This is a genomic window from Janthinobacterium sp. 35, assembly GCF_002754575.1.
In the GTDB taxonomy this organism is placed as follows: Bacteria; Pseudomonadota; Gammaproteobacteria; order Burkholderiales; family Burkholderiaceae_D; genus Janthinobacterium; species Janthinobacterium tructae.
The window spans coordinates 3,170,134-3,194,407 of sequence record NZ_PEFN01000001.1; the positions used below are offsets into that span (position 1 = coordinate 3,170,134).

Here is a 24,274-nt window from a genome sequence, read left to right on the forward strand (position 1 = left end):
GGCATGGGATCAGTGTCGGACACTCCCTGCCGATGGCCGTCCTGCAACTGCGACGCGTTACAATGGCGAGCGTGCACGTCAGCCAGCAGGATGGGCCTGGCAGCCTGCGCTTGACCTCGGCGGTAGACAGGTCTACTATTAATGACTCAAAAGTAAGTTACTTGGAAAGATACATGCAAGCCCCGATTGATACCAAGCCCCGCTGGGAGCGGCGCAAGGATGCCCGCCCGCAGGAATTGCTCGCCGCCGCCCTCGACCTGTTTGTCGAACGGGGCTTCGCATCGACGCGCCTGGAGGATGTGGCCAAGCGGGCCGGCGTGTCGAAAGGCACCCTGTACCTGTACTTTGAGAATAAACAAGAGTTGTTCAAGGCCGTGGTGCGCGACAATATCGTGCAGTCGATCGGCGAGGCGGAAGACAGCATGGCCGCCTCGGATAGCAGCAGCGCCGAGTTGTTGCGCAAGGTGATGATGCAGTGGTGGGAAGAGTTCGGCGCCACGAAACTGGCCGGCTTGACCAAGCTGATGCTGGCCGAAGCGAACAATTTCCCGGAACTGGCGCAGTTTTACAACGAAGAAGTCGTCACGCGCGGCAATGCGCTGATCGTCAGCTTGCTGGAACGGGGCATGCAGCGGGGCGAATTTCGCCAGGTCGATGCCGTGCTGGTCAGCACCATCCTCAGCGCGCCCGTCACCATGCTGATGATGTGGACGCACTCCTACCTGCCGTGCGAGGTCAAGAATATCGATCCGCTCGCCTACATGGATGCGTTCATCGACATGAGCGTGCGCAGCCTGCAGGTGGAGGCGCCCGGAAAAAGCTGATGCGCCGGGCCTGGCTACAACCGTTCAGTTGCCCCTATCCAAGGTTCGCCCCCCCAAATCTGCAGATCGTCGCAAATTTCCTCCATTCCCCGCCTTTATGGTTAACATGTGCTTTCAGCCAGTTCAACGATAAAATGGCGGATTATTACTTCACTTACCGAGTCCAAAGATGAATATCGAACAAGCCCGCTTCAATATGATCGAACAGCAGATCCGTCCATGGGACGTACTGGATCTCGACGTGCTGGAGCTGTTGAACGTGGTCAAGCGTGAAGATTTCGTGCCGGCCGCCTATAAAAACCTGGCCTTCGTCGATACGGAAATTCCACTGGGCGGCGGCGAATGCATGTTGACGCCGAAGCTGGAAGCGCGCATTTTGCAAGACGTAGCCGTCAAGAAGCATGAAAATGTGCTGGAGATCGGCACCGGTAGCGGCTATATGGCCGCTTTGCTGGCGCACAAGGCCCGCCATGTGACGAGCGTGGAAATCGTTCCCCAATTGAAAACCCTGGCCGAGCAGAACCTGGCCGCCAACGGCGTGACGAACGTCACCGTGGAACTGGGCGACGGCGCCCAGGGCTGGAGCAAGGGTGCACCGTACGACGTGATCGTCGTGTCCGGCTCCCTGGCCGTGTTGCCGGAAGCACTGTTGCAACAAGTGAAAGTCGGCGGCCGTATCCTGGCCATCATCGGCGAAGCGCCGATCATGTCGGCGCACCTGATCACGCGCAGCTCGGACAAGGCTTACGACACGCGCAAGCTGTTTGAAACCAATGTCACGCCGCTGCAAGCGGTGGCACCGTCGCATTTCCAGTTCTGAGGCGACCGATTCGATGGAGCATTTGAGTGCACCGCAGCTGGCCGCCTGGCTGGCTGACCCTTCCCGTCCGCGCCCGTTGTTGCTGGACGTGCGGGAACAGTGGGAGTTCGACCTGTGCCACCTCGAAGGTGCCACCTTGATGCAGATGAACTCGATTCCTGCGCGCATCGATGACCTCGATGAAGATGCCGAGATCGTCTGCATCTGCCATCACGGCATGCGCAGCATGCAAGTGGCTGCCTTCCTGGAGCGCAATGGTTTTGGCAAGATCAGTAATTTGACGGGCGGCGTGCATGCCTGGGCGCTGCAAGTCGACAGCGCGATGCCTACATACTAAGAGCCTATCTCAGTAGATGAATACATCCTCTGATGGCGCTCCTCAGAAGCGGGGACTGCGTTGATCGTCGTTGCGTGGCTCGCCACGCGTCCTCCTCACGCCTTGTCCGCGCTCCTGATGCGCTGCCAGCAGAAGACGCTCCCTACTGGGATAGGCTCTAAGTTATATTGCAGTAGATGCACCCAGGCATGTTTTCCTGCATGCCTGTGGAGGCCTGTACCCCGCTCATCCGGCGGGCGCAAGGCAAGCGGTAGCAGATTTTTGATTCCATCAACTTTTGACGACTCCAACGGAGAAATGCAATGCGGAAACCCCTAATCGCCGTGCTGATGACCAGCGCCTTTGTCTCGATGACATGCTCGCTGCAAGCGCAGGCGGCCGATCTCATCCAAGTGTACCAGCAGGCGCTGGCCAATGACGCGCAGTACGCCAGTGCGCGCGCGGCCCTGTCGGCCGGGATGGAGCGGGTTCCGCAGGGGATGGCAGGCTTGCTGCCGCAAATTTCCGCTTCGGGCAGCAATACGCGCGGCAATCAGGAGCAAATCGTCCAGAACAATGGCGGCAACAAGATCACCTCTCCGTCCGTCAACGTGCGCACGAACAGCTACAACCTGACCCTGGCGCAACCGCTGTTCCGCTGGGACCGTTGGGAAACCTACCAGCAAAGCAAGCTGGCGCAAGCGATTGCTGAAGCGCAATTTGCGCAAGTCCAGCAAGACCTGATCACGCGCGTGGCGCAGGCGTATTTCGACGTGCTCAGCGCGCAAGACAACCTGGGCGCGACCCAGGCGCAAAAGGTCGCCACGACGGAACAGCTGGCATCGGCCAAGCGCAATTTTGAAGTCGGCACGCAAACGATCACCGACACGCACGAAGCGCAAGCGGCCTACGACCTGGTGGTGGCGCAGGAATTTGCCGCCATCAATGACCTGGCCAACAAGCGCAGTGCCTTGCAAACCATCATCGGCGAAGCGCCAACGTCGCTGGCGCCGATGCGCACGGGCGTGGTCATCAGCGCGCCCGAACCGGCTGCCGTCGAGCCGTGGGTGGCGTCCGCCGAAGAGCAGAACTATGGCGTCGTCACGGCGCAGTTCAATGTGGAATCGGCCAAGCGCGACATCGGCCGCAACCGCGCCGGCCACTACCCGACCCTGGACCTGATCGCCAACGCTGGCCATACCTATTCCTCGGGTGGCGGCAATGGCAACGGCAACAACAATAATGCCATCGGCGTGCAGTGGAGCATCCCGATCTTCAGCGGCTTTGCCGTCACCAGCAAGGTGCGCGAATCGATCGCGCTGGAAAACAAGGCCCGCAACGACCTGGAAACGGCACGCCGCACGGCATCGCAGGGCGCGCGCCAGGCTTTCCTCGGCGTCAACAGCGGCCTGGCGCAAGTCAAGGCGCTGGAAGCGGCGGAAGTGTCGAGCAAATCGGCGCTGGAATCGAACCAGCTCGGTTATCAAGTGGGCGTGCGCATCAATATCGACGTCTTGAATGCGCAGAAACAATTGTTCTCGACGCAAAAAGACTTGTCGAAGGCGCGCTACGACACCATCATGAATGGCTTGCGCCTGAAGGCCGCGGCCGGCACCCTGAAGGAAACGGATTTGATGCCCGTCAACGCCTTGCTCGACAAGTAAGCGCGATCTTGCTCTGAATGAAAACCGGCACCGGCAACGGCGCTGGTTTTTTTTTCGTCCCGCGCCCAGCGTCAAGCGGCGCGGCTGTTGGCGACTTGGGTGAGGATCACGCCGGCCACCACCAGGCCCGCGCCGGCCCAGTGCAGCGGAGAAATATGCTTGACGGCAAAGCACAGCAAGCCGTAGCGGTCGATGGCCAGCGCGGCCAGCATTTGTCCGCCGATGACGGCCGCCATGAAAGGGCCGGACCCCATGCGCGGCGCCAGCATCAGCGCGGCCGTAATATAAAACACGCCGGCCGCGCCACCCAGCCACGACCAGCCGGGCCCGCGCACGGCGAGCTGGAAATCGGGCGCCGGCACTCTCCAGACCAGCATCACCAGCGAGGCGAGTACGGCGCTGACGGCCAGCGAGGCGAGGGTGGCCCACAGCGGGTGGCCCAGGTTGCGGCCCAGCGCAGCATTCGCGCCCGCCTGGAAGGGAACGACGGCGCCGGCCAGCATGGCCAGCGGGGCAAATAAGGTAATCCATGCATGCATGGGTGACTCCTGCAGTTGAGTTGATGGCGTCATCGTATTATGCTGTCGTGATTAAATCCAATTCGTATTTTGTCATCCAACTATGCGCGAAATGAATAATCTGCGGTCCGTCGATTTGAATTTGCTGGTGATCCTGGAAGCGCTGCTCAGCGAGCGCCACCTGTCGCGCGCGGCCGAACGCTTGCACATGAGCCAGCCTGCCGTCAGCCATGCGCTGGCGCGCCTGCGCCATCTGCTCGACGATCCACTGTTGCTGCGCGGCAAGGGCGGCTTCCAGCCGACGGCGCGCGCACTGGCATTGGCGCGGCCGCTGGCCGAGGCGCTGCAAAGCGTACGCTCCGTGCTCGGAGGCGCCGTTTTCGAGGCGGCCACGGCGCAGCGCGTGTTTCGTCTGGCCATGTCGGATTACGGCGCGGCCTTGCTCTTGCCGCGCTTGTTGCGCCGCTTGCGCGTGGAAGCGCCCGGCATCGACCTGGCCGTCAGCTATGCCAGCCGTCCTGCCGTGATCGCTGGCGTGCAGGATGGCGAGATCGACCTGGCGCTGGGCGTGTTCCCGCAACTGCCCGAGCAGTTACATCGAGAAACCCTATTCGAGGAAACGTTCGTGTGCGCGCTCGATCCGGCCAGCCTGGCGCCGGGCGAAACATTGAGTCTGGAGACTTATCTGGCGCGCCCGCACGTGCTGGTGGCATCCGGCGAAGGTGGCATGGCGGCCGAAGTGGACGCAGCGCTGGCACAGCTGGGCCAGGCGCGCCGCATCGCCGTGCGCGTGCCGTACTGGACGGTCGCAGCCGATGTCGTGCTGGGGACGGACGTGATTTTGACGGTGGCGCAGCGCGCCTTGCGCGGCAGCGCGGCGCAAGGGCTGGCACAATATTCTGTGCCGTTTGCCATCGCGCCGTTTGCGTTTGAAGCGATACGGCACCGTCGCACGGACGGTGATGCGGGCATCGCCTGGCTGCGCGCGGCCGTTGCAACGGCCGCCGGGCCAGGCTGAGCAATTACAGGCCGCCGCCCTGGCCGTCGAACTTGCGCTCGATCAATTCGATCTTGTAGCCGTCCGGGTCGGTGATGAAGGCGATGACCGTGTTGCCGCCTTTCACGGGGCCCGGTTCGCGCGTGACGTTGCCGCCATTCGCGCGTGCCGCGTCGCAGGCGGCGACGATGTCGTCGGCCGAGATGGCGATGTGGCCATACGCCGTGCCCAGCTCGTAGCTGGTGGTGCCATAGTTATACGTCAGTTCCAGTTCCGCGTGGTCGGGGTTCGAGCCATAGCCGACGAAGGCCAGCGTGTACTGGTATTCGGGATTGTCGCTGGTGCGCAGCAACTTCATGCCCAGGACCTTGGTGTAAAAATCGATGGAGCGCTGCAGGTCGCCGACCCGTAACATGGTGTGCAAAATACGCATCGTAAATCCTTGAGGGTGATAGGGGAATGGCAGGATTTTATGCGCTTTATGGCTTTCTTGCCGAGACCGCCCCGGCCGCCCTGGTGCAGGACAGCCGCAGACGGTGACGTTAGTGCCTGTGGATTTACTCCAGACGGGCGTCCAGCGTGATTTCCGTGGCCAGCAATTTGGACACGGGGCAACCGAGCTTGGCGCGCAGGGCCACATCCTGGAACGCTGCGTCGGTGGCGCCGGGAATGGTCGCCACCAGGGTCAGGTGCACGGCCGTGATGGCATAGCTGCCATCGATTTTTTCCAGGCTGACATCGGCCGTGGTTTTCAGGGCCGTGGCGCGCAAGCCTGCCTCGCCCAGTTGGCCGGACAGGGCCATGGTAAAGCAGGCGGCATGGGCGGCGCCGATCAATTCTTCCGGATTGCTGCCGGGACCGTCTTCGAAGCGCGTATTGAAGCCATATGCCACATTGTCGAGCGCGCCGCTTTCGGTGGAAATAAACCCTTTGCCATCTTTAAGGCCGCCACTCCAGACGGCTGATCCTGTTTTTTTCATGATGTACTCCTTGCGTGGTTCGAACGTCCATCATGCGCGCCCTGCCTTTGCGCTTCCGTTCGTTGCGTCACACAGGGGGCGCATGCGCGGCGTCAACGCACTCATGGCGCGGTGCCTGACAGTTCGACTCAGCGCGCCTTCTTTGGTTCCAGTTGCGCATCGGGGCGGGCTTGCTGCGGCGCGGCTGGCTTGACCTTTTCCACGCCGGGCTGGGCATGGCGGTCCGTGTCGACCAGGCCGCGTTCCAGGTCGCTGGCCGCCTGTTGCATGATTTTGCGCGGGCGCACGTCTTGCGCATCGGGCGATTCGTCACGCTCGTGCGGCAGGCGGTCGACGCCGTCATTTTTGACCTTTTCATCGGTATTGATCTTGCGTTCGCTATGCTGGCTAACCATATGGCCTCCTGACAGTAAAGTGCTACCAGTGTCCTGCCGCGCCAGGCCGTCTGCAAGCGGATTTGTCCGTGCTGGGAGCGCTGGCGCACGCATGGACGATTCTTTTTCTGCGCTACACTGCGTGCAACACCAAGAACGCCCCTTGCAGGCACACGACAGGCACACTATACTGTGCATATATACAGTATCATGCGATGCCGGCGTGCGACGCGACAGCCTGGGGCGGTTTGCCACCGAATTCACTACCGAGATTCTTATGCCCGTCGATACACACGCCGAACAACGTGCCGAACAGCCAGCCGCGACCTTGCCAGCCCCGGGCGAGCGCTTCAACCTGGGCGCCAAGACCATCGCCCTGGTCGTGCGCCAGAATACGGATGGCATTGCCGAGCCCGTCAAAAGCATCGTCGATTTCCTGCAGGTGCTGGGCCACACGGTGGTCTTCGAGGCGGAGACGGCCGTGCATCTGAACCTGGCGTTTCCCGGCGTGCGCGCCATGTCGCCGGCCGAGATCGGCGCCGCCGCCGATTGCGCCATCGTCATGGGCGGCGACGGCACCATGCTGGGCATTGCGCGCCAGCTGGCGCCATTCGACGTCCCCTTGATCGGTATCAATCAGGGGCGCCTGGGTTTCATGACGGACATTCCACTTGAGCGCATGCTGCCCGTGCTGGCGCAAATTCTCGGCGGCCGCTTCAAGGCCGAACGCCGCACCTTGCTCGAAGGCAGCGTGCTGCGCGACGGTGAGTCGATTCACGTGGGCATGGCCGTCAACGATGTCGTCGTCTCGCGCGGCGCCGGCGCCGGCATGGCCGAATTGCGCGTTGAAGTCGACGGCCACTTCATGTACAACCAGCGCTCAGACGGCTTGATCATTTCCACGCCCACGGGCTCGACCGCGTACTCGCTGTCGGCCGGCGGCCCTTTGCTGCATCCGACTCTGGGCGGCATCGTGCTCGTGCCGATTGCCCCGCATGCGCTGTCGAACCGCCCCATCGTCTTGCCCGACTCCAGCCAGATCGTGGTGGAAATCGTGCGCGGGCGCGATATCAGCGTCAATTTCGACATGCAGACCTTTGCCAGCCTGGTGCAGCAAGACCGCATCCTCATCCGCCGTTCGCCGCATACGATTACCTTCCTGCATCCGGAAGGGTGGAGTTACTACAACACCCTGCGTGAAAAACTGCACTGGAATGAGTACCCGTCGGGCGAGGGCAAGCTCAGCTAACATTTTCTCCACGCTAACCCGCGGTGCGCCGCCTAACCACAGAAGCCATGCTCCATACACTGTCCATTCGCGATTTTGTCATTGTCGATACCATTGAACTGGAATTTTCCGCCGGCTTCAGCGTGCTGACGGGTGAGACGGGCGCCGGCAAGTCCATCCTCATCGATGCGCTGACCCTGGCCCTGGGCGGGCGCGGCGATGCCAGCGTGGTGCGCGAAGGCGCGGCCAAGGCCGACATCACGGCCGATTTTTCCGTCAGCGAGGTGGCGCAGGCCTGGCTGGTGGCCAACGAATTCGCCAACGATGATGGCGGCGCCCTGTTGCGCCGGGTGATCGACAATGCGGGCCGTTCGAAGGCGTACATCAACGGCATTCCCGCCACGGCCGCGCAGTTGCGCGAACTGGGCGACATGCTGGTCGATATCCACGGCCAGCACGCGCACCAGTCCTTGCTGAAAAGCGAGGCGCAGCGCGCCTTGCTCGATGGCCAGGCGACGGCGCGCGAAGCGGGCGTGGAGCAGGATGCGCGGCAGGTGGCGGCGCTGCACAAGCGCTGGCGCGCCCTCGTGCGCCAGCGCGAAGAATTCGAAACCAACGCCGCCAACGTGCTGTACGAGCGCGAACGCCTGGAATGGCAAGTGGGCGAACTGGAAAAACTGGCTGCCAAGCCCGGCGAGTGGACCGAGATCACGAACGAGCACAGCCGCCTGTCGCACGCGGCCAGCCTGCTGGAAGGGGCGCAGGAAGCCCTGTCCCTCATTTCCGAGTCGGAAGACCACCCGATCGTGTCGCAACTGTCTGCCCTGAACCAGAAGCTGGGCAAGCTGGTGTCCGTCGATGCGGAATTGCAGCCGATCGTCGACCTGATCGAATCGTCGCGCATCCAGCTGCAGGAATCCGTGTACGCGCTGAACAACTACCTGGACCGCGTGGAACTGGACCCGGAGCGCCTGCACCAGCTCGACGCGCGCATGGAAGCCATGCATAGCACGGCCCGCAAATTTCGCGTCACGCCCGAAGAGCTACCCGAGGAACACGCCAAGCTGTCGGAAAAGCTGCAGCACCTGGCCGACGCTTCCGATATCGACGGCTTGCTGCGCCAGGAAGCGAAGATCGAAGCCGAGTACCGCAGTGTTGCCGAGCGCTTGTCCGACACGCGCCGCGCCGCCGCCCTGGAGCTGGGGCACGCCGTCACGCGCGCCATGCAGGAACTGAGCATGACGGGCGGCAGCTTTGAGATCGCCCTGCACCCGTGCGCACCGGCCGCGCACGGCCTCGAGCAAGTGGAATTCCTCGTCGCCGGCCATGCGGGCACGGCGCCACGCTCCTTGGCCAAGGTGGCGTCCGGCGGCGAACTGGCGCGCATCGCGCTGGCCATTTCCGTCATAACCTCGCACGCTACCACCACGCCGACCCTGATCTTCGACGAAGTCGACAGCGGCATCGGCGGCGCCGTCGCCGAAGTCGTGGGGCGGCTGCTGAAACGCCTGGGGCAGGGACGGCAAGTGCTGTGCGTGACCCATTTGCCGCAAGTGGCGAGCCAGGCGAATCAGCATTTTCAGGTGGCAAAAAGCACCCTGGACAATGGCAAGACGGCGTCGCGCATCGACATGCTCGATGCCAAGGCCCGCGTGGAAGAAGTGGCGCGCATGCTGGGCGGCCTGGAAATCACGGCCACCACGCGCAAGCATGCACGTGAATTACTCGCGATTTAATTCGTGGCTGGCGGGCAGACCGGGGTCAGACCCGCCGGGGCAATGCGTTCCAGTGGAGCGCATTGCGATCACGCAGTGACTGACCCCAGCCTTTGCTTGTGGGTGAATTGCATCAACATCCATCTTTCCCGATGTTGACGCAATGTAACTATAATGGTCAGCTAATCCATCCAACGCCTTCGAAGAGCCTTCATGTCATTTCAAACAGAACCGTCGTACACGCATGGCAGCATTGACCGCAGCGCCGTGGTGCTGGTCAACCTGGGCACGCCCGATGCGCCGACCTCGTCGGCCGTGCGGCGCTACCTGAAGCAATTTTTGTCCGACCCGCGCGTGGTGGAGATTCCCCGCCTGGTCTGGTGGTTCATTTTGAACCTGATCATCTTGCCATTCCGCTCCGGCCAGTCGGCCAAGAAATATGCATCGATCTGGACGCGCGAGGGCTCGCCCCTGAAAGTGCATACGCAAAAGCAGGCGAAATTGCTGGCCGGTGCCCTGGCCGAGCGGGGCCACGACGGCGTGACGGTGGCCATGGCCATGCGTTACGGCTCGCCTTCCCTGCCCGAAGTACTGGCCAGGCTGAAAAGCGAAGGCTGCGAGCGCATCGCCATCCTGCCAGCCTATCCGCAATACTCGGGCACGACGACCGGTTCCATCTACGACGCCGTGTTTGCCCATTACGCCACGGTGCGCAATGTGCCGGAATTGCGCTTTATCAAGCAATATCACGAGCACGACACGTATATCGACGCCCTGCGCGATTCCGTGCTGAATCACTGGGAAGCGCATGGCCGTCCGGAAAAACTGGTGATGAGTTTTCATGGCGTGCCCAAGCGCACCTTGCTGCTGGGCGACCCCTACCACTGCCAATGCCTGAAAACGGCGCGGCTGCTGGCGGAAAAGTTAAAATTAACAAAGGATCAATATGTGGTGACCTTTCAGTCGCGCTTCGGCAAGGCCGAATGGCTGCAGCCATACACGGCACCGACCCTCGTGGCGCTGGCGCAACAGGGCGTCAAGCGTGTCGACCTGCTGTGTCCGGGCTTTACCAGCGATTGCCTGGAAACGCTGGAAGAGATCGCCATGGAAGCGAAGCATGATTTCGAAACGGCCGGCGGCCAGCAGTTTCATTACATCGCTTGCCTGAACGAAACGCCAGCCTGGATCGCGGGCATGGCGGAAATTGCCGAACAACACATGATCGGCTGGCCGACGATGAAGACGGCGCCGCAGCGCGAGGCGGACAAGAAAACGGGCGAGCAGGCGCGCACGGCGGCGCTGGCCCTGGGCGCGGCGAATTAAGGATAGTAAATTTTTTGACAATCAAAAGCCGCGCTTGCGCGGCTTTGTCATGTCTGGCGCGACAAAAGTACTATCCAAATAGCAACGCCGCCAGTGGCGATGGCGGCGGCGCGGCTGGTAGAATGCCCGCTTCACGGTGGGAAGCCTGGGAAATCAAGGGGGGCGCGCACGGATCGCTGGCCGAAATGGGTAGCGTTTTGTAAATAGCTGTAACATGGATCGATGTAAATCTGGTTTTGCCATGCATACCCCTTGAAACAATAGGATATAGCCCCATCTGCCCGTTAGTGTTGTAAAGATAATTAGACTAACTCATTTAAGTCATTGATTGTAGGAGCTTTCTAGATGCAAGATCAGGAAAACCAAGCTGTACCTAATCCGCAAGCGGACGCCGCGGCTCCCGCAGAGCCTACTTTGGAAGAACAGTTGGCGAGTACCGAAGCGCGTCTTGCAGAGATGCATGATGCCTTCATGCGCGCCAAGGCCGATGGCGAAAATATTCGCCGCCGTGCGCAGGAAGATGTTGCTAAAGCGCATAAATTCGCAGTGGAAAGCTTTGCCGAAGCCATGGTGCCGGTGAAAGACAGCCTGGAAACGGCGCTGACGGTGGAAGCACCGACCATCGAATCGCTGAAAGAAGGCGTCGAGATGACCCTGAAGCAACTGAACGCCGCGTTCGAGCGCAACCGCCTGGTGGAAGTGTTGCCGGTGCAGGGTGAAAAGCTCGATCCGATGAAACACCAGGCTGTTGCCGTGGTGCCAGCGGAGCAGGAAGCCAATACCATCGTATCCGTCCTGCAAAAGGGCTATATGATTGCGGACCGCCTGTTGCGTCCAGCCATTGTCACGACCGCGCAAGCAAAATAATCAGAGGGCGGCATCAAGCAAGCCTTGAAACCATGCCGCTTTGCCACATATAAGAACCATCTGAAATCTAGCAAATAAAAGGAAAAAAATCATGGGTAGAATTATCGGTATCGATCTGGGAACCACGAATTCCTGCGTTTCCATCATGGAAAACGGTCAACCAAAGGTAATCGAAAACGCTGAAGGCGCACGCACGACGCCGTCGATTATTGCTTATCAAGAAGATGGCGAAATTCTCGTCGGCGCGCCGGCGAAACGCCAGGCCGTGACCAATCCGAAAAACACGCTGTACGCAGTCAAGCGTTTGATCGGTCGCAAGTTCGACGAAAAAGAAGTACAAAAAGACATCTCGCTGATGCCGTACCAAATCATGAAAGCCGACAACGGCGATGCATGGATCGGCGTACGCGACAAAAAACTGGCGCCGCCACAAATTTCCGCTGAAGTGCTGCGCAAGATGAAGAAAACGGCAGAAGACTACCTCGGTGAAGAAGTCACCGAAGCCGTCATTACCGTGCCTGCTTACTTCAACGACTCGCAGCGTCAAGCGACCAAGGATGCCGGCCGTATCGCTGGTCTGGACGTCAAGCGCATCATCAACGAGCCAACCGCAGCAGCGCTGGCGTTCGGCCTGGACAAGACCGAAAAAGGCGACCGTAAAATCGCCGTGTATGACTTGGGTGGCGGTACGTTCGACGTGTCGATCATCGAAATCGCAGATGTTGATGGCGAGAAACAATTTGAAGTACTGTCGACCAACGGCGACACCTTCCTGGGTGGCGAAGACTTCGACCAGCGCATCATCGATTACATCATCGACGAGTTCAAGAAGATCAACGGCATCGACCTGAAAAAAGATCCGATCGCTCTGCAGCGCATCAAGGCTTCGGCCGAGCGCGCGAAGATCGAATTGTCGTCGTCGCAACAAACCGAGATCAACGAGCCGTACATCGCCATGGCCAATGGCGCACCGGTTCACCTGAACCTGAAGATGACCCGCGCCAAGCTGGAGTCCCTGGTCGAAGAACTGATCATCGCGACGATGGAACCGTGCCGCATCGCCATCAAAGATGCTGGCGTGAAAGTGTCGGACATCGATGACATCATCCTGGTCGGCGGCATGACGCGTATGCCGAAGGTACAGGAAAAAGTGAAGGAATTCTTCGGCAAAGATCCACGCAAAGACGTGAATCCGGACGAAGCCGTGGCCGTGGGCGCAGCGATTCAAGGTTCGGTCCTGTCGGGCGAACGCAAAGACTTGCTGTTGCTGGACGTCACCCCTCTGTCCCTGGGTATCGAAACCCTGGGCGGCGTGATGACCAAGATGATCCACAAAAACACGACGATTCCGACCAAGTTCAGCCAGGTGTTCTCGACGGCCGACGACAATCAGCCTGCGGTGACCATCAAGGTCTTCCAGGGTGAGCGCGAAATCGCCGCCGGCAACAAAGGCCTGGGTGAATTCAATCTGGAAGGCATTCCGCCATCGTCGCGCGGTACGCCGCAGATCGAAGTGACCTTCGACATCGACGCCAACGGCATCTTGCATGTCGGCGCGAAAGACAAGGCCACCGGCAAGGAAAACAAGATCACGATCAAGGCCAATTCCGGCTTGACCGAGGCTGAAATCCAGAAGATGGTGAAAGACGCCGAGTTGAACGCGGAAGAAGACAAGAAGGTCAAAGAATTGGCCGAGTCGCGCAACCAGGCCGATGCTCTGGTACACTCGACCCGGAAATCCTTGACCGAATACGGCGACAAGCTCGATGCGGGCGAGAAAGAGAAGATCGAAGCGGCGATCACCGACCTGGAAGCAAGCATCAAGGCGGGTGACAAGGCTGAGATCGACGCCAAGGTGGCTGCACTGTCGAGCGCATCGCAGAAACTGGGCGAAAAAATGTATGCCGACATGCAAGCGCAGCAAGCTGCCGGCGGCGCGGAAGGTGCACAGCAAGCTGCTGGCGCATCGGACGCAGGCGCCAAGCAAGACGACGTTGTTGACGCTGACTTCAAAGAAGTCAAAGACAGCAAGTAATGTCTTGCGCTCCCATGAACTGGGGGCAGCCGGGCTGAACGCTACATCGCGGGATTAGCCGCGAAGACCGGCCGAGCCGAGTCGTTGCCCAGTGCAGCACTCGACTCGGCTTTTTCGTGTAATTTTTACATCAGTAGATAGACTGCAAGGTGCCGACAACATGGCAAAGCGTGATTTTTACGAGACACTCGGTGTCGCAAAAAATGCTTCGGAAGAAGAGATCAAAAAGTCTTACCGTAAACTGGCGATGAAATACCATCCGGACCGCAATCCGGATAGCAAGGAATCGGAAGAAAAGTTTAAGGAAGTCAAAGAAGCCTACGAAATGCTGACCAATCCGGAAAAGCGCGAAGCGTATGACCGCTATGGTCACGCTGGCGTGGACCCGAACATGGGCGGCGGTGGCGGCTTCGGCGGCGGTGCTGGCGGCTTTGCCGACAGCTTCGGCGATATCTTCGGCGACATCTTTGGCGGTGGCGGTGGTCGCAGCCGCAATGCGGGGCCACAGGTGTACCGTGGCGCCGACTTGCGCTACAACCTGGAAATTACACTGGAGCAAGCTGCGCACGGCTTCGACACGACCATCCGCGTGCCGAGCTGGGACAAGTGCGACACTTGCCACGGCAGCGGCGCCAAGCCGGGCACGTCGCCAACCACCTGCGGTACTTGCGGTGGCCACGGCCAGGTGCGCATGCAGCAAGGTTTCTTCAGCATCCAGCAAACCTGCCCGAAATGCCATGGCAGCGGCAAGGTCATCACCGACCCCTGCACGCCATGCGGCGGCGCCGGTCGCATCAAGCGCAACAAGACCCTGGAAGTCAAAATTCCAGTCGGTATCGACAACGGCATGCGTATCCGTTCGTCCGGCAACGGCGAACCGGGCACGAATGGCGGTCCGTCGGGCGACCTGTATGTGGAAATCCACATCAAGCCGCACGCCGTGTTCCAGCGCGAAGGCGACGACCTGCATTGCGAAATGCCGATCTCGTTCACCAAGGCGGCCCTGGGCGGCGAAATCGAAGTGCCTACCCTGAACGGCAAAGTGTCGTTCACGATTCCTGAGGGCACCCAGTCGGGCAAGACCTTCCGCCTGAAAGGCAAGGGCATCAAGGGCGTGCGCTCCGGTTACGCGGGCGACCTGTTCTGCCACGTGGCGATCGAAACACCGGTGAAGCTGACGGAAAAACAGAAAGACCTGCTGCGCGACTTTGAAAAGTCGACCACCGAGGGCGGTGCCAAGCACAGTCCGCAAAGCAAGACCTGGAAAGACAAGGTCAAGGACTTCTTTGAGTAAGCACACGTAATACCATGCGCCGGGATGCTTCAACATCCCGGCGTTTTTTTCACTACGACTGAGCAATGTGCGCACATCGCCGGCCTATGGGCGCGATCTGCAGCCCTCAGTCGTACTTACACAATGGGAGCGATATGACCGAACCGAAAAATGGCATGGCCCTGGCGGAACTGCTGCAGCGTAACCGCCGCTGGGCCGACTCGATGGTGGCGAAAGACCCGAACTTCTTCAAGAACCTGGAAGCGCAAACGTCGCCCGAATACCTGTGGATCGGCTGCTCCGACAGCCGCGTGCCCGCCAACGAACTGCTGGGCATGGCGCCTGGCGACGTGTTTGTGCACCGCAATATTGCCAACGTGGTCGTGCATTCCGACCTGAATTGCCTGTCCGTGCTGCAATTTGCCGTGGACGTGCTGAAAGTCAAACATGTCATCATCGTCGGCCATTACGGCTGCAAGGGCGTGCATGCGGCCATGACGGGCACGCGCATCGGCCTGGTCGACAACTGGTTGCGTCACGTGCAGGACGTGGGCCAGAAGCACGAACGCTACCTGGGCGACGTGCTGACGAGCCGCCAGCGCGGTGACCGGCTGTGCGAACTGAACGTGGTCGAACAAGTCTTGAACGTGTGCCAGACCACCATCGTGCAAGATGCGTGGGAACGGGGCCAGGAACTCAGCGTCCATGGCTGGGTCTACGGCTTGAAGGATGGCTTGCTGAACGACCTGGAAGTGACGGTAACGGCCGGCCACGAGCTGGCGCCGCGCATGGCGACCCGCCTGGCTCGCTACGAAGCAACGGCGTAAGCCAGCAATGCTGGCGCGGCGCTAAGGTGCCGCGCCCTCCAGGCGGCCCAGATACTCGGCCGCCTCCGGCACACCTTCTTGCGCCGCCTGCCGCAGCCAGGTCTTGGCCTGGGCAATATCCTGCGGCGTGCCTCGGCCTTCGGCCAGCGCCACGCCATAGTGATAGCGCGCCAGCCGCGCATAGGCGGCGTCATCGTTCGTCTGCGCACCACGCCGCATCAGCGCCGTCGCCTGCACCAGGTCCTTCGGCACGCCGATGCCCGTTTCATACAGCTGTGCCAGCCAAATCATCGAATACACATCGTTCCAGCGCCGGATGCAATCTTCAAAGATGGCGACGGCGGCCGCATGGTCGCCCGTCTTGTCGGCCGCATAGCCGTACAAGCACTTGATGCGCTTGTCGCTGTGCACATAGGCTTTGTAGCTGAGATCGCCTTCATCCTGGCTATCCTGGCCGTGGACGGGAACAGCGAACAGAACGGCGAGCAGCAGGGCGTAGGTGCGCATGGTTTTCCTGGTCGATGGTTGAAGATTGGCAGACAAGCAAGTTGCGTGCTAGCTCCCTTTCCGGGCAAAGCCGGTGCCGCTGTGCCATTGCGTGACAGCCGCTGTTGCAGCCTGGCGCAACGCGCCGCGCATATCCATATCAGAAATGCTTCGTTTGCAGGATGGGCGAGCCGGCTTACAGTGGACTTCCCCTGACTCTAGTCGAGTTCCCATGTCGGCCGTCCTGAAACCTAAGTACTCCACCAGCCATTTCCGTATCGAGACGTTCGATGCACCGCTCGGCGCGCAAGTGCTGGGACTGGACCTGGCGCAGCCGCTGTCGCTGGGCGACTTCCAGCGCCTGCACCACGCCCATCTCGACCATCACGTGCTGGTGTTCCGCGAGCAGCACATCACGCCGCAGCAGCAGGTCGATTTCAGCCGCCGCTTCGGCCCGTTGCAAATCCACGTGCTGCGCCAGTTCCAGCTGCCAACGCAGCCGGAAGTGCTGATCATCTCGAACATCGTCGAGGATGGCCAGCCCATCGGCCTGGGCGACGCTGGCCATTTCTGGCATTCCGATCTGTCGTACAAGGAAGTGCCCAGCCTCGGTTCCATGTTGCACGCGCAAGAGTTGCCGGACGAGGGCGGCGATACCGTGTTTGCGAACATGCACCTGGCCTGGGAAAGCTTGCCGGCCGCGCTGCGCCACGCCGTGCGCGGCGCCCGCGCCGAACACAGTTACCTGAGCCAGTATGAGGAATTGCGCCGCCGCAATCCCTGGCGCCCCGCGCTGACACAGGCGCAGATCGATGAAGTCACACCCGTGACGCACCCCGTGGTGCGCGTGCATCCGGAAACGGGGCGCCGCGCCCTGTTTGTCAGCGAACATTTCACCACGCGTATCGTCGGCTTGCCCGAGGATGAAAGCCGCGCCCTGCTCGATGAATTGTTCGTGCACAGCGTGCGCCCCGAACATTTATATGTGCACCGCTGGCAGCCGTACGACCTGGTGTTCTGGGACAACCGCTCGCTGATGCACCTGGCGACGGGCTGCCCGCCCGAGCAGCGCCGCAAGTTGTATCGCACTACCATCGAAGGCGATGCGCCGTACTGATTTTTCCCTGTAAGCCTGACCCAAGGAGTGTCCATGTTGCCGATCTTTAGCTTTTCCCGCCGCCTGCTCGCCACCATTGCCCTGCTGTGCATGGCCATGCCCATGGCCCGGGCCGAAGGCCAGATCCGCATCGCGGGCCAGCATGGCATTACCTTTTTGTTGCTCAATATTGCGCAGGAACAAAAGCTGATCGAAAAGCATGCCAAGCAGCAGGGCGTCGATGTGAAGGTCGAATGGATCACCCTGTCTGGCGGCCCCGCCATCAACGACGCCTTGTTGTCCGGCAATATCGATATCGCGGGGGCCGGACTGGGGCCGCTGTTGACGATCTGGGACCGCACCAAGGGAAGGCAGAACGTGCGCGGCGTGGCTTCGCTCGGCAATTTTCCCTACTATTTGATCAGCAATAATCCGAAGGTGAAAACCCTGGCGGACTTGACGGACAAGGACCGCATCGCCTTGCCGGCCGTGTCCGTCTCGGTGCAGGCGCGCATCTTGCAAATGGCCGTGGCAAAACAGTGGGGCGACAAGGAATTTGCCCGCCTCGACAAGATCACGCAAACCCTGCCGCACCCGGATGCGGCCGCCGCCATCATCGCCGGCGGCACGGAGTTGAGCGGCCACTTCGGCAATTCACCGTTCCAGGAGCAGGAACTGGCGCAAAACCCGAACGCCCACATCCTCCTCAATTCCTACGATGTGCAAGGCGGGCCCAGCTCGTCGACCCTGCTGTATGCGACAGAAAAATACCGCAAGGACAATCCGAAGACGTACCGCGCCTTCATCGCCGCGCTGGCCGAAGCGGCGCAGTATGCGAGCAGCAACCCGCAAGGCGCGGCCGACATCTATATCAAGGTCAACAAGAGCAAGGTGGACCGCAATCTGCTCTTGAAAATCTTTGCCAACCCGCAAGTGCAATTCAAGATCGCGCCGCAAAACACCTATGCCCTGGCGCAATTCCTGCACCGCGTCAGCGCCATCCGCAATCTGCCCGACAGCTGGCGCGATTATTTTTTTGACGACCCTGCCATCACGCAAGGAGGCTGAGATGCACGCACCCGCTTTTCACCTGGTCCGTCCTCCGGTTGCGCTACAACCCTTGCTCAGCGTCAAGAATGTCAGCCTGGAATACCGCACGGAGCAGCGCACCGTGCGCGCCACGCACGACGTCAGTTTCGACGTGTTCCGCGGCGACCGTTTCGTCTTGCTGGGGCCATCGGGCTGCGGCAAGTCGTCCTTGCTGAAAGCCGTGGCCGGTTTCATCGCGCCGCGCACTGGCAGCATCGCCATGCACGGCCAGCCGATTCATCAACCGGGGCCGGACCGTGTCGTCGTGTTCCAGGAATTCGACCAGTTGCCGCCGTGGAAAACGGTGCTGGAAAACGTCATGTTCCCCTTGCTGGCCAGCAAGCGTCTCGACAAGCAGGCGGCGCGCGAGCGTGCCCATCACTGGATCGCCAAGGTGGGCCTGGCCGGCTTCGAGGATGCCCATCCGCATACCTTGTCGGGCGGCATGAAGCAGCGCGTGGCCATCGCGCGCGCCCTGGCCATGCAGCCGGAAGTGCTGCTGATGGACGAGCCGTTTGCCGCGCTCGACGCCTTGACGCGGCGCAAGATGCAGGAAGAGCTGAGCCGATTGTGGGAAGAGTTGCGTTTTACCCTCGTCTTCGTCACGCATTCGATCGAGGAAGCCTTGGTCGTGGGCAACCGCATCCTGCTGCTGTCGCCCCATCCGGGCAGGGTGCGCGCCGAACTCAACAGCCATCAGTTCGGCTTGCACAGCGCGGGCAGCGCGGAATTCCAGGCCGCCAGCAGCCGCATCCACGGCCTGCTATTCGATGAGGAAAACGCTCCCGTCGCGCGGGTAGAGCCTGTTCACCGGGAGGCCGTATGAACGTGTTGCTGGAGCCACCCATTCGCCAGGAGGTCGTGTATGCGGCGCCGCCGCCGGCCGGCGTCACCGTCGAGCAGCCGCTGTCGCGCTGGCAACGGCTGAGCCAGCACGCGCTGTGGCGCAAGGCTTTCATTTTGCTCAGCCTGGCCCTGCTGTGGGAAGGCGCGGCGCGCTGGACAAACAACGATTTACTCTTGCCCAGTTTTCTGCAGACGGCGCAGGCGTTTATCGGCGGCATCGCCAGCGGAGAATTGCTGACGCGCACGGCCGCCTCCCTGGTCGTCTTGCTGCAAGGCTATGCGGTGGGCGTGCTGGCCGCCTTCGTGCTGACCCTGCTGGCCGTGTCCAGCCGCCTCGGGCGCGACCTGCTGGAAACCCTGACGGCCATGTTGAATCCCTTGCCGGCGATTGCCCTGCTGCCGCTGGCCCTGCTGTGGTTCGGCCTGGGCCGCGCCAGTTTAATCTTTGTCATCGTCCATTCCGTGATGTGGCCGCTGGCCTTGAACACCTATGCGGGCTTCCAGGGCGTGCCGGAAACCCTGCGCATGGCGGGCCGCAATTACGGGCTGAACGGCTTGCGCCTGGTGCTGCACATCCTCGTGCCGGGCGCCTTGCCCTCCATCGTCTCGGGCTTGAAAATCGGCTGGGCGTTTGCCTGGCGCACACTGATCGCGGCCGAACTGGTCTTCGGCACCACCTCGGGACAGGGCGGCCTGGGCTGGTACATTTTCCAGAACCGCAACGAGCTGTACACGGACAAGGTGTTCGCCGGCCTGGCGGCCGTCATCGTCATCGGTCTAATCGTGGAAAACCTTGGCTTTCGCAGCCTGGAGCGCGTGACTCTGAAACGCTGGGGCATGCAGCGATAGCTATTTCAAGATTTTACGCGCCGCCGCGATGATTTGCCGCGACAGCTGCTCCATGCGCGGCGACTGCACCTTCCACGTGTGCCAGTACAGGACCACGTCGGCCGGGGTCTTGGGCGTGAGCATTTCCACCAGCGCGCCATCCGTGTTCGCCTTCAGCAGCAGCTCGGGCACCATGCCGTAGCCGAGGCCATAGCGGATGGCGTTGAAGTGCGAGGTGGCGCCCGGCACGTAATGGCAGGGATAAGCCCCTTCGGGCAGCCCCAGCGCCTCTTGCAGGAACGACGATTGCAAGGTGTCCTTGCGCGTGTAGGCGACCACGGGCGCCGTGCGCGCCGCCTTGCGCGTCAGGCCGTGCGCGAACCACTGCTGGCGAAACGCGGGCGTGGCCACCAGCCAGTAGCGCATCACGCCCAGCGGCTCGGCCGTGCAGCCGCGCATGGGCTTGGCTTCCGTGCTGATGCAGCCGATCGCCATGCCCGTCTCCAGCAAGGTGTAGGTATGGTCCTGGTCTTCCACCGTCAGGTCCAGCAGCACGCGCTCGCGTATCAGCACTTCCGACAGGGCGGGGAAAAACCAGGTGCCCATCGAATCGGCGTTCAGCGCCAGCACCAGGGTCAGCGGGGCGTCCTGCTGCACCGCCAGCTCCGCCTGCAGGTCCGCTTCCAGCAGCTTGGCGCGTTTCAGGTACTGCATCAGGCGCTGGCCCATGCGCGTGGCGCGCGCGGGACGGCTGCGCACGATCAGCGCGTTGCCCAGCTGACTTTCCAGTGCCCGCACGCGTTGGGAAATGGCCGGGGAGGTCAAGTGCAGCCGCAGCGCCGCCTGCTCGAAGCTGCCCGTTTCGACGACGGCGCGGAACGCTTCCGTGTGCTTGGGATTCAGATCCATGGTGCGTGCCTAACATAAGAAAAATTTATCAATACTAAATAATACTTACTTTTGATAAGGATAGGTGTGTTGCAGTGCACAATGCCTCTTTGATGGAATGCCACGCGCCTGCGCGCGGCCTCCTGGCAGCAAGGAAATACCACCATGGAAGCACAAGCGAACGAAACACCTACCCGCAAGCCGCAATCTAAACTGGCGCGCAATCTGAAATTCGGCCTGGGATTGACCCTGGGCCTGGGCTTGTCCGTAGCCCTGGCGGGCGGCTGGTGGCTGCGCCAGGCATGGCAGGATTTGCCGGCCGTCGAGCACCTGGCCCAGTACAAGCCCGCGCTGCCGCTGCGCATTTTCTCCAGCGAAGGCGAGCTGCTGGCCGAATACGGCGAAGAGCGCCGCGAATTCCTGCCGCTGAAGGAGATCCCGCTGCGCATGCGCCAGGCCTTGCTGGCCATCGAGGATGCGCGCTTTTATGAACACGGCGCCGTCGACTTTTATGGCTTGACGCGCGCCACCCTGGCCAACATCGTCACGGGCCACCACGTACAGGGCGCCAGCACCATCACCATGCAGGTGGCGCGCGACTTTTTCCTGTCGCGCGAAAAGACCGTGCAGCGCAAGCTGACGGAGATGCTGCTCGCCTACAAGCTGGAACAGCATTACGGCAAGGACAAGCTGCTGGAACTGTATATGAACCAGATTTACCTGGGCGAGCGCTCCTACGGCTTTTCCGCCGCCTCGAACATTTATTTTGACAAACCGCTGGCGGAAGTGAGCATCGCCGAAGCAGCCATGCTGGCCGGCTTGCCGAAGGCACCGTCGGCCTACAACCCCGTCGCCAATCCGCAGCGCGCCACCGTGCGCCAGCATTACATCCTGCAGCGCATGCGCGAACTCGGCTACATCACGCCAGCCGAATACGCCGCCGCCGTGGCGGAAAAACTGGCCCTGAACAAGGACCGCAACAGCTCCGTGCACGCGGCCGCGTATGCGGTCGAGGAAGCGCGTCAATTGATCTTGCAAAGCTATCCCGAAGGCGCCTACAGCATTGGCCTGGACGTGACGACGACCATCCGCATGGCGCCGCAAATCGCGGCCGACAAGTCGCTGCGCGATGGGCTGTTAAACGCACAGGCGCGGCGCGGCTACCGTGGCCCGGAAGCACGCCTGGCTCCCTCCGCAGACAGCGTGGCGCGCCAGCTGGCCGCCTATCCGGACAGCGGAGAATTGCGCGCCGCGCTGGTGCGCAAGGTCGAGACGGGCGGCAAGCGCCAGCTGACGGCGCAGCTGCGCAATGGCGACGACATCGTGCTCACCGCCTCGGATGCGCGCCTGGGCGGCAAGCTGCAGTGGGATGGCAAGCGCGCCATCGTCGCGGGCAGCGTGATCCGCGTGGTGCACGATGCGGCGAAAAAGCGCTGGCTGGTGAGCCAGCTGCCCGAGATGGAAGGCGCGCTCATTTCCGTCGAGGCGCATAGCGGCGAAATCGTCGCCATGGCCGGCGGCTTCGATTTTTACCGCAACCACTACAACCACGCCATGCAGGCTTACCGCCAGCCCGGTTCCAGCTTCAAGCCTTTCGTGTATTCGGCGGCGCTGGAAAAGGGATATTTTCCCGGCACGGCCGTCGATGACACGCAGCGTTTGCTGCTGCCGCAGGAAACGGGCGCGCGGCAGTGGCGTCCGCGCAATTACGGCAACAACTATGAAGGTTTCATCAGCGTGCGGCGTGGCCTCGTGCGCTCGAAAAACCTGGTGGCCGTGAGCCTGATGCAGGCGGCCGGTCCCGGCTACGTGCAGCACTACGCCACGCGCTTCGGCTTCGAGGGCGCGCGCAATCCCGTCTCCCTGCCGCTGGCGCTGGGTGCGGGTGCCGTCACGCCGCTGCAGCTGGCGCAATCGTATGCGGTGTTCGCCAACGGCGGCATGCAGATGCCGCCGAAACTGATCAAGGAAGTGCGCAGCCGCAGCGGCGAAGTGCTGTTCAGCGATGCGGCGCCACGCGCCAAGGGCGCGCCGGCACGCGGCACACAAGTCATCTCCACGCGCAATGCCTACGTCATGGACAGCATGCTGCGCGACGTCGTCAAGAGCGGCACGGGACGCGGCGCGCTGGCGCTGGGGCGCGGCGACGCGGCCGGCAAGACGGGCACGTCGAATAACGCGTATGACGCCTGGTTCGCCGGCTACTCCTCGGGCCTGGTGTCCGTCGTCTGGCTCGGCTACGACCAGCCGAAAAGCCTGGGCAACGCCACCGGGGGGACGTTGGCGCTGCCCGTCTGGCGCGACTACATGCAGGTGGCCGTGCAGGGCCGGCGCGAGCAGGTGCTGGCCGAGCCGCCCGGCCTGGCCCTGCTCGATGGCGATTACGTGTATGCCGAATACCTGGCCGGCGACTGTCTGAAGGATAACTTTGCCTTTATCCACAGCAGTGTCAGCTGCGGCAGCGGTGATGCGGACACGCGCATGGCGCACGGTGACACTGGCGATGGCGGTAATGGCGGCTCCGGCACGGGTACGAATGAAGCGCGCGCCCTGAGCGAAGCGCGCGAACGCGAACAAATTCTCAAATCATTTTCGGAAGAGTAAGAGCATGCTGTTATATACGATTTACCTGGTGGCGATCGTCGCCGAAGCGATGTCCGGTGCCATCATGGGCATGCGGCGCGGCATGGATTTGTTCGGCATCTGCATGATCGGCACCGTCACGGCGCTCGGTGGCGGCACCGTGCGCGACGTGCTGCTGGGGCACTATCCGCTGGGCTGGATCGCGCATCCTGAATACCTGCTGTTTACCATCGGCGCGGCCGTCGTCACGGCCTTTGTCGCGCGCTACCTGCACCATCTGCGCGCCATCTTTTTGCTGGTCGATGGACTGGGCCTGGTGGCGTTTTGCGTGATCGGCTGCGACATCGCCATGTCGGCCAAGATGCATCCGGCCATCGTCGTGCTGGCGGGGATGATCACGGGCGTCTTCGGCGGCCTGCTGCGCGATATCCTGTGCAACCAGATTCCCCTCGTGCTGCAGCGCGAAGTGTATGCCACCGTGGCCCTGTTCACGGGCGCCCTGTATGTCGGCCTGCTGCACTTCAAGGTCGACAGCGCGGTGGCGCAGCTGGCGTCCATCGGTGCGGGCTTTTTGTTCCGCTTCCTGGCGCTGCATTTCGAGTGGCGCCTGCCGAATTTCAACGGCGACCGCATACGGGGTTTTGAATAAGGTAAAACGCTGCGTGACTATTTTCACGCGCGTTTAACCCCTTTTTCT

24 protein-coding genes are annotated in these 24,274 nt (G+C 61.6%); 18 read left to right on the plus strand and 6 right to left on the minus strand.

The features are described from left to right. The first annotated feature begins 173 nt into the window (after positions 1 to 173). The 4 genes from CLU93_RS14085 to CLU93_RS14100 all read left to right on the plus strand — a co-directional run bounded on the left by CLU93_RS14085 (position 174) and on the right by CLU93_RS14100 (position 3,624). Positions 174 to 824: a TetR/AcrR family transcriptional regulator gene (locus CLU93_RS14085; protein ID WP_071075280.1), complete on the plus strand. Its 651-nt coding sequence runs from the start codon at positions 174 to 176 to the stop codon at positions 822 to 824. A 169-nt stretch (positions 825 to 993) separates the two neighbouring features. Beyond that, the gene (locus CLU93_RS14090) at positions 994 to 1,644 is read left to right on the plus strand and encodes a protein-L-isoaspartate O-methyltransferase family protein (RefSeq protein ID WP_099761952.1); all 651 of its coding nucleotides are present in this window, start codon (positions 994 to 996) and stop codon (positions 1,642 to 1,644) included. A gap of 13 nt (positions 1,645 to 1,657) precedes the next feature. Continuing rightward, positions 1,658 to 1,981 (plus strand): rhodanese-like domain-containing protein, encoded by a 324-nt coding sequence (locus CLU93_RS14095; RefSeq protein WP_099761953.1) that lies wholly within the window; start codon positions 1,658 to 1,660, stop codon positions 1,979 to 1,981. A gap of 302 nt (positions 1,982 to 2,283) precedes the next feature. After that, entirely contained in the window at positions 2,284 to 3,624 is a 1,341-nt protein-coding gene (locus CLU93_RS14100) for a TolC family outer membrane protein (RefSeq protein WP_099761954.1), read from the plus strand. Positions 3,625 to 3,695: 71 nt separating this feature from the next. On the opposite strand, the gene CLU93_RS14105 is transcribed toward CLU93_RS14100, so the two are convergent. Further along, positions 3,696 to 4,163: a DMT family transporter gene (locus CLU93_RS14105; RefSeq protein ID WP_257224967.1), complete on the minus strand. Its 468-nt coding sequence runs from the start codon at positions 4,161 to 4,163 to the stop codon at positions 3,696 to 3,698. A 91-nt stretch (positions 4,164 to 4,254) separates the two neighbouring features. Between CLU93_RS14105 and CLU93_RS14110 the strand changes: the two genes are divergently transcribed. Beyond that, entirely contained in the window at positions 4,255 to 5,160 is a 906-nt protein-coding gene (locus CLU93_RS14110; RefSeq protein ID WP_099764389.1) for a LysR substrate-binding domain-containing protein, read from the plus strand. Between the two features lie 4 nt (positions 5,161 to 5,164). On the opposite strand, the gene gloA is transcribed toward CLU93_RS14110, so the two are convergent. The 3 genes from gloA to CLU93_RS14125 form a co-directional block, all read right to left on the minus strand. Beyond that, on the minus strand, positions 5,165 to 5,572 hold the full coding sequence (gloA, locus tag CLU93_RS14115; RefSeq protein WP_010401713.1) for a lactoylglutathione lyase: 408 nt from the start codon (positions 5,570 to 5,572) through the stop codon (positions 5,165 to 5,167). A gap of 124 nt (positions 5,573 to 5,696) precedes the next feature. Next, positions 5,697 to 6,119, minus strand: a complete 423-nt coding sequence (locus CLU93_RS14120) for an OsmC family protein (RefSeq protein ID WP_099761956.1) — start codon at positions 6,117 to 6,119, stop codon at positions 5,697 to 5,699. 128 nt (positions 6,120 to 6,247) lie between these two features. Further along, positions 6,248 to 6,514, minus strand: a complete 267-nt coding sequence (locus CLU93_RS14125; protein WP_099761957.1) for a hypothetical protein — start codon at positions 6,512 to 6,514, stop codon at positions 6,248 to 6,250. Between the two features lie 256 nt (positions 6,515 to 6,770). Here CLU93_RS14125 and CLU93_RS14130 point away from each other — a divergent pair, with 256 nt between their 5' ends. From CLU93_RS14130 to can, 7 genes are all read left to right on the plus strand, one after another. Then, complete coding sequence (locus tag CLU93_RS14130; RefSeq protein WP_243420365.1) at positions 6,771 to 7,742, plus strand: NAD kinase; 972 nt, start codon at positions 6,771 to 6,773, stop codon at positions 7,740 to 7,742. A 47-nt stretch (positions 7,743 to 7,789) separates the two neighbouring features. Continuing rightward, positions 7,790 to 9,457 (plus strand): DNA repair protein RecN, encoded by a 1,668-nt coding sequence (gene recN, locus CLU93_RS14135; RefSeq protein WP_099761958.1) that lies wholly within the window; start codon positions 7,790 to 7,792, stop codon positions 9,455 to 9,457. 192 nt (positions 9,458 to 9,649) lie between these two features. After that, positions 9,650 to 10,759 carry a ferrochelatase gene (gene hemH / locus CLU93_RS14140; RefSeq protein ID WP_099761959.1) on the plus strand — a complete coding sequence of 370 codons (1,110 nt, stop codon included), beginning with the start codon at positions 9,650 to 9,652 and terminating at the stop codon, positions 10,757 to 10,759. 345 nt (positions 10,760 to 11,104) lie between these two features. Further along, entirely contained in the window at positions 11,105 to 11,626 is a 522-nt protein-coding gene (grpE, locus tag CLU93_RS14145; protein ID WP_071075290.1) for a nucleotide exchange factor GrpE, read from the plus strand. Between the two features lie 91 nt (positions 11,627 to 11,717). After that, positions 11,718 to 13,661 carry a molecular chaperone DnaK gene (gene dnaK, locus CLU93_RS14150; RefSeq protein ID WP_099761960.1) on the plus strand — a complete coding sequence of 648 codons (1,944 nt, stop codon included), beginning with the start codon at positions 11,718 to 11,720 and terminating at the stop codon, positions 13,659 to 13,661. A 160-nt stretch (positions 13,662 to 13,821) separates the two neighbouring features. Continuing rightward, positions 13,822 to 14,955, plus strand: a complete 1,134-nt coding sequence (dnaJ, locus tag CLU93_RS14155; protein ID WP_071075292.1) for a molecular chaperone DnaJ — start codon at positions 13,822 to 13,824, stop codon at positions 14,953 to 14,955. Between the two features lie 134 nt (positions 14,956 to 15,089). Then, a complete protein-coding gene (gene can, locus CLU93_RS14160) occupies positions 15,090 to 15,761 on the plus strand; it encodes a carbonate dehydratase (protein WP_071075293.1) in 672 nt (223 codons plus the stop codon). Between the two features lie 21 nt (positions 15,762 to 15,782). Here the strand turns inward: can and CLU93_RS14165 are convergent, their stop codons facing one another. Beyond that, a complete protein-coding gene (locus tag CLU93_RS14165; RefSeq protein ID WP_099761961.1) occupies positions 15,783 to 16,268 on the minus strand; it encodes a tetratricopeptide repeat protein in 486 nt (161 codons plus the stop codon). A 211-nt stretch (positions 16,269 to 16,479) separates the two neighbouring features. Between CLU93_RS14165 and CLU93_RS14170 the strand changes: the two genes are divergently transcribed. The 4 genes from CLU93_RS14170 to CLU93_RS14185 are packed head-to-tail and all read left to right on the plus strand — an operon-like array spanning position 16,480 to position 20,127. Next, on the plus strand, positions 16,480 to 17,364 hold the full coding sequence (locus CLU93_RS14170) for a TauD/TfdA dioxygenase family protein (protein ID WP_099761962.1): 885 nt from the start codon (positions 16,480 to 16,482) through the stop codon (positions 17,362 to 17,364). A gap of 33 nt (positions 17,365 to 17,397) precedes the next feature. Then, positions 17,398 to 18,411, plus strand: a complete 1,014-nt coding sequence (locus CLU93_RS14175) for an ABC transporter substrate-binding protein (protein WP_099761963.1) — start codon at positions 17,398 to 17,400, stop codon at positions 18,409 to 18,411. Between the two features lies 1 nt (position 18,412). Continuing rightward, positions 18,413 to 19,258 carry an ABC transporter ATP-binding protein gene (locus CLU93_RS14180; protein WP_099761964.1) on the plus strand — a complete coding sequence of 282 codons (846 nt, stop codon included), beginning with the start codon at positions 18,413 to 18,415 and terminating at the stop codon, positions 19,256 to 19,258. Continuing rightward, on the plus strand, positions 19,255 to 20,127 hold the full coding sequence (locus CLU93_RS14185; protein ID WP_099761965.1) for an ABC transporter permease: 873 nt from the start codon (positions 19,255 to 19,257) through the stop codon (positions 20,125 to 20,127). The genes CLU93_RS14180 and CLU93_RS14185 overlap by 4 nt, the downstream gene beginning before the upstream one ends. Here CLU93_RS14185 and CLU93_RS14190 read toward each other — a convergent pair whose 3' ends face one another. Next, positions 20,128 to 21,015 (minus strand): HTH-type transcriptional regulator ArgP, encoded by an 888-nt coding sequence (locus CLU93_RS14190; protein WP_099761966.1) that lies wholly within the window; start codon positions 21,013 to 21,015, stop codon positions 20,128 to 20,130. A 144-nt stretch (positions 21,016 to 21,159) separates the two neighbouring features. Between CLU93_RS14190 and CLU93_RS14195 the strand changes: the two genes are divergently transcribed. Then, on the plus strand, positions 21,160 to 23,598 hold the full coding sequence (locus CLU93_RS14195) for a penicillin-binding protein 1A (protein WP_099761967.1): 2,439 nt from the start codon (positions 21,160 to 21,162) through the stop codon (positions 23,596 to 23,598). Positions 23,599 to 23,602: 4 nt separating this feature from the next. Further along, the gene (locus CLU93_RS14200; protein WP_099761968.1) at positions 23,603 to 24,226 is read left to right on the plus strand and encodes a trimeric intracellular cation channel family protein; all 624 of its coding nucleotides are present in this window, start codon (positions 23,603 to 23,605) and stop codon (positions 24,224 to 24,226) included. The last annotated feature ends 48 nt before the right edge of the window (positions 24,227 to 24,274 follow it).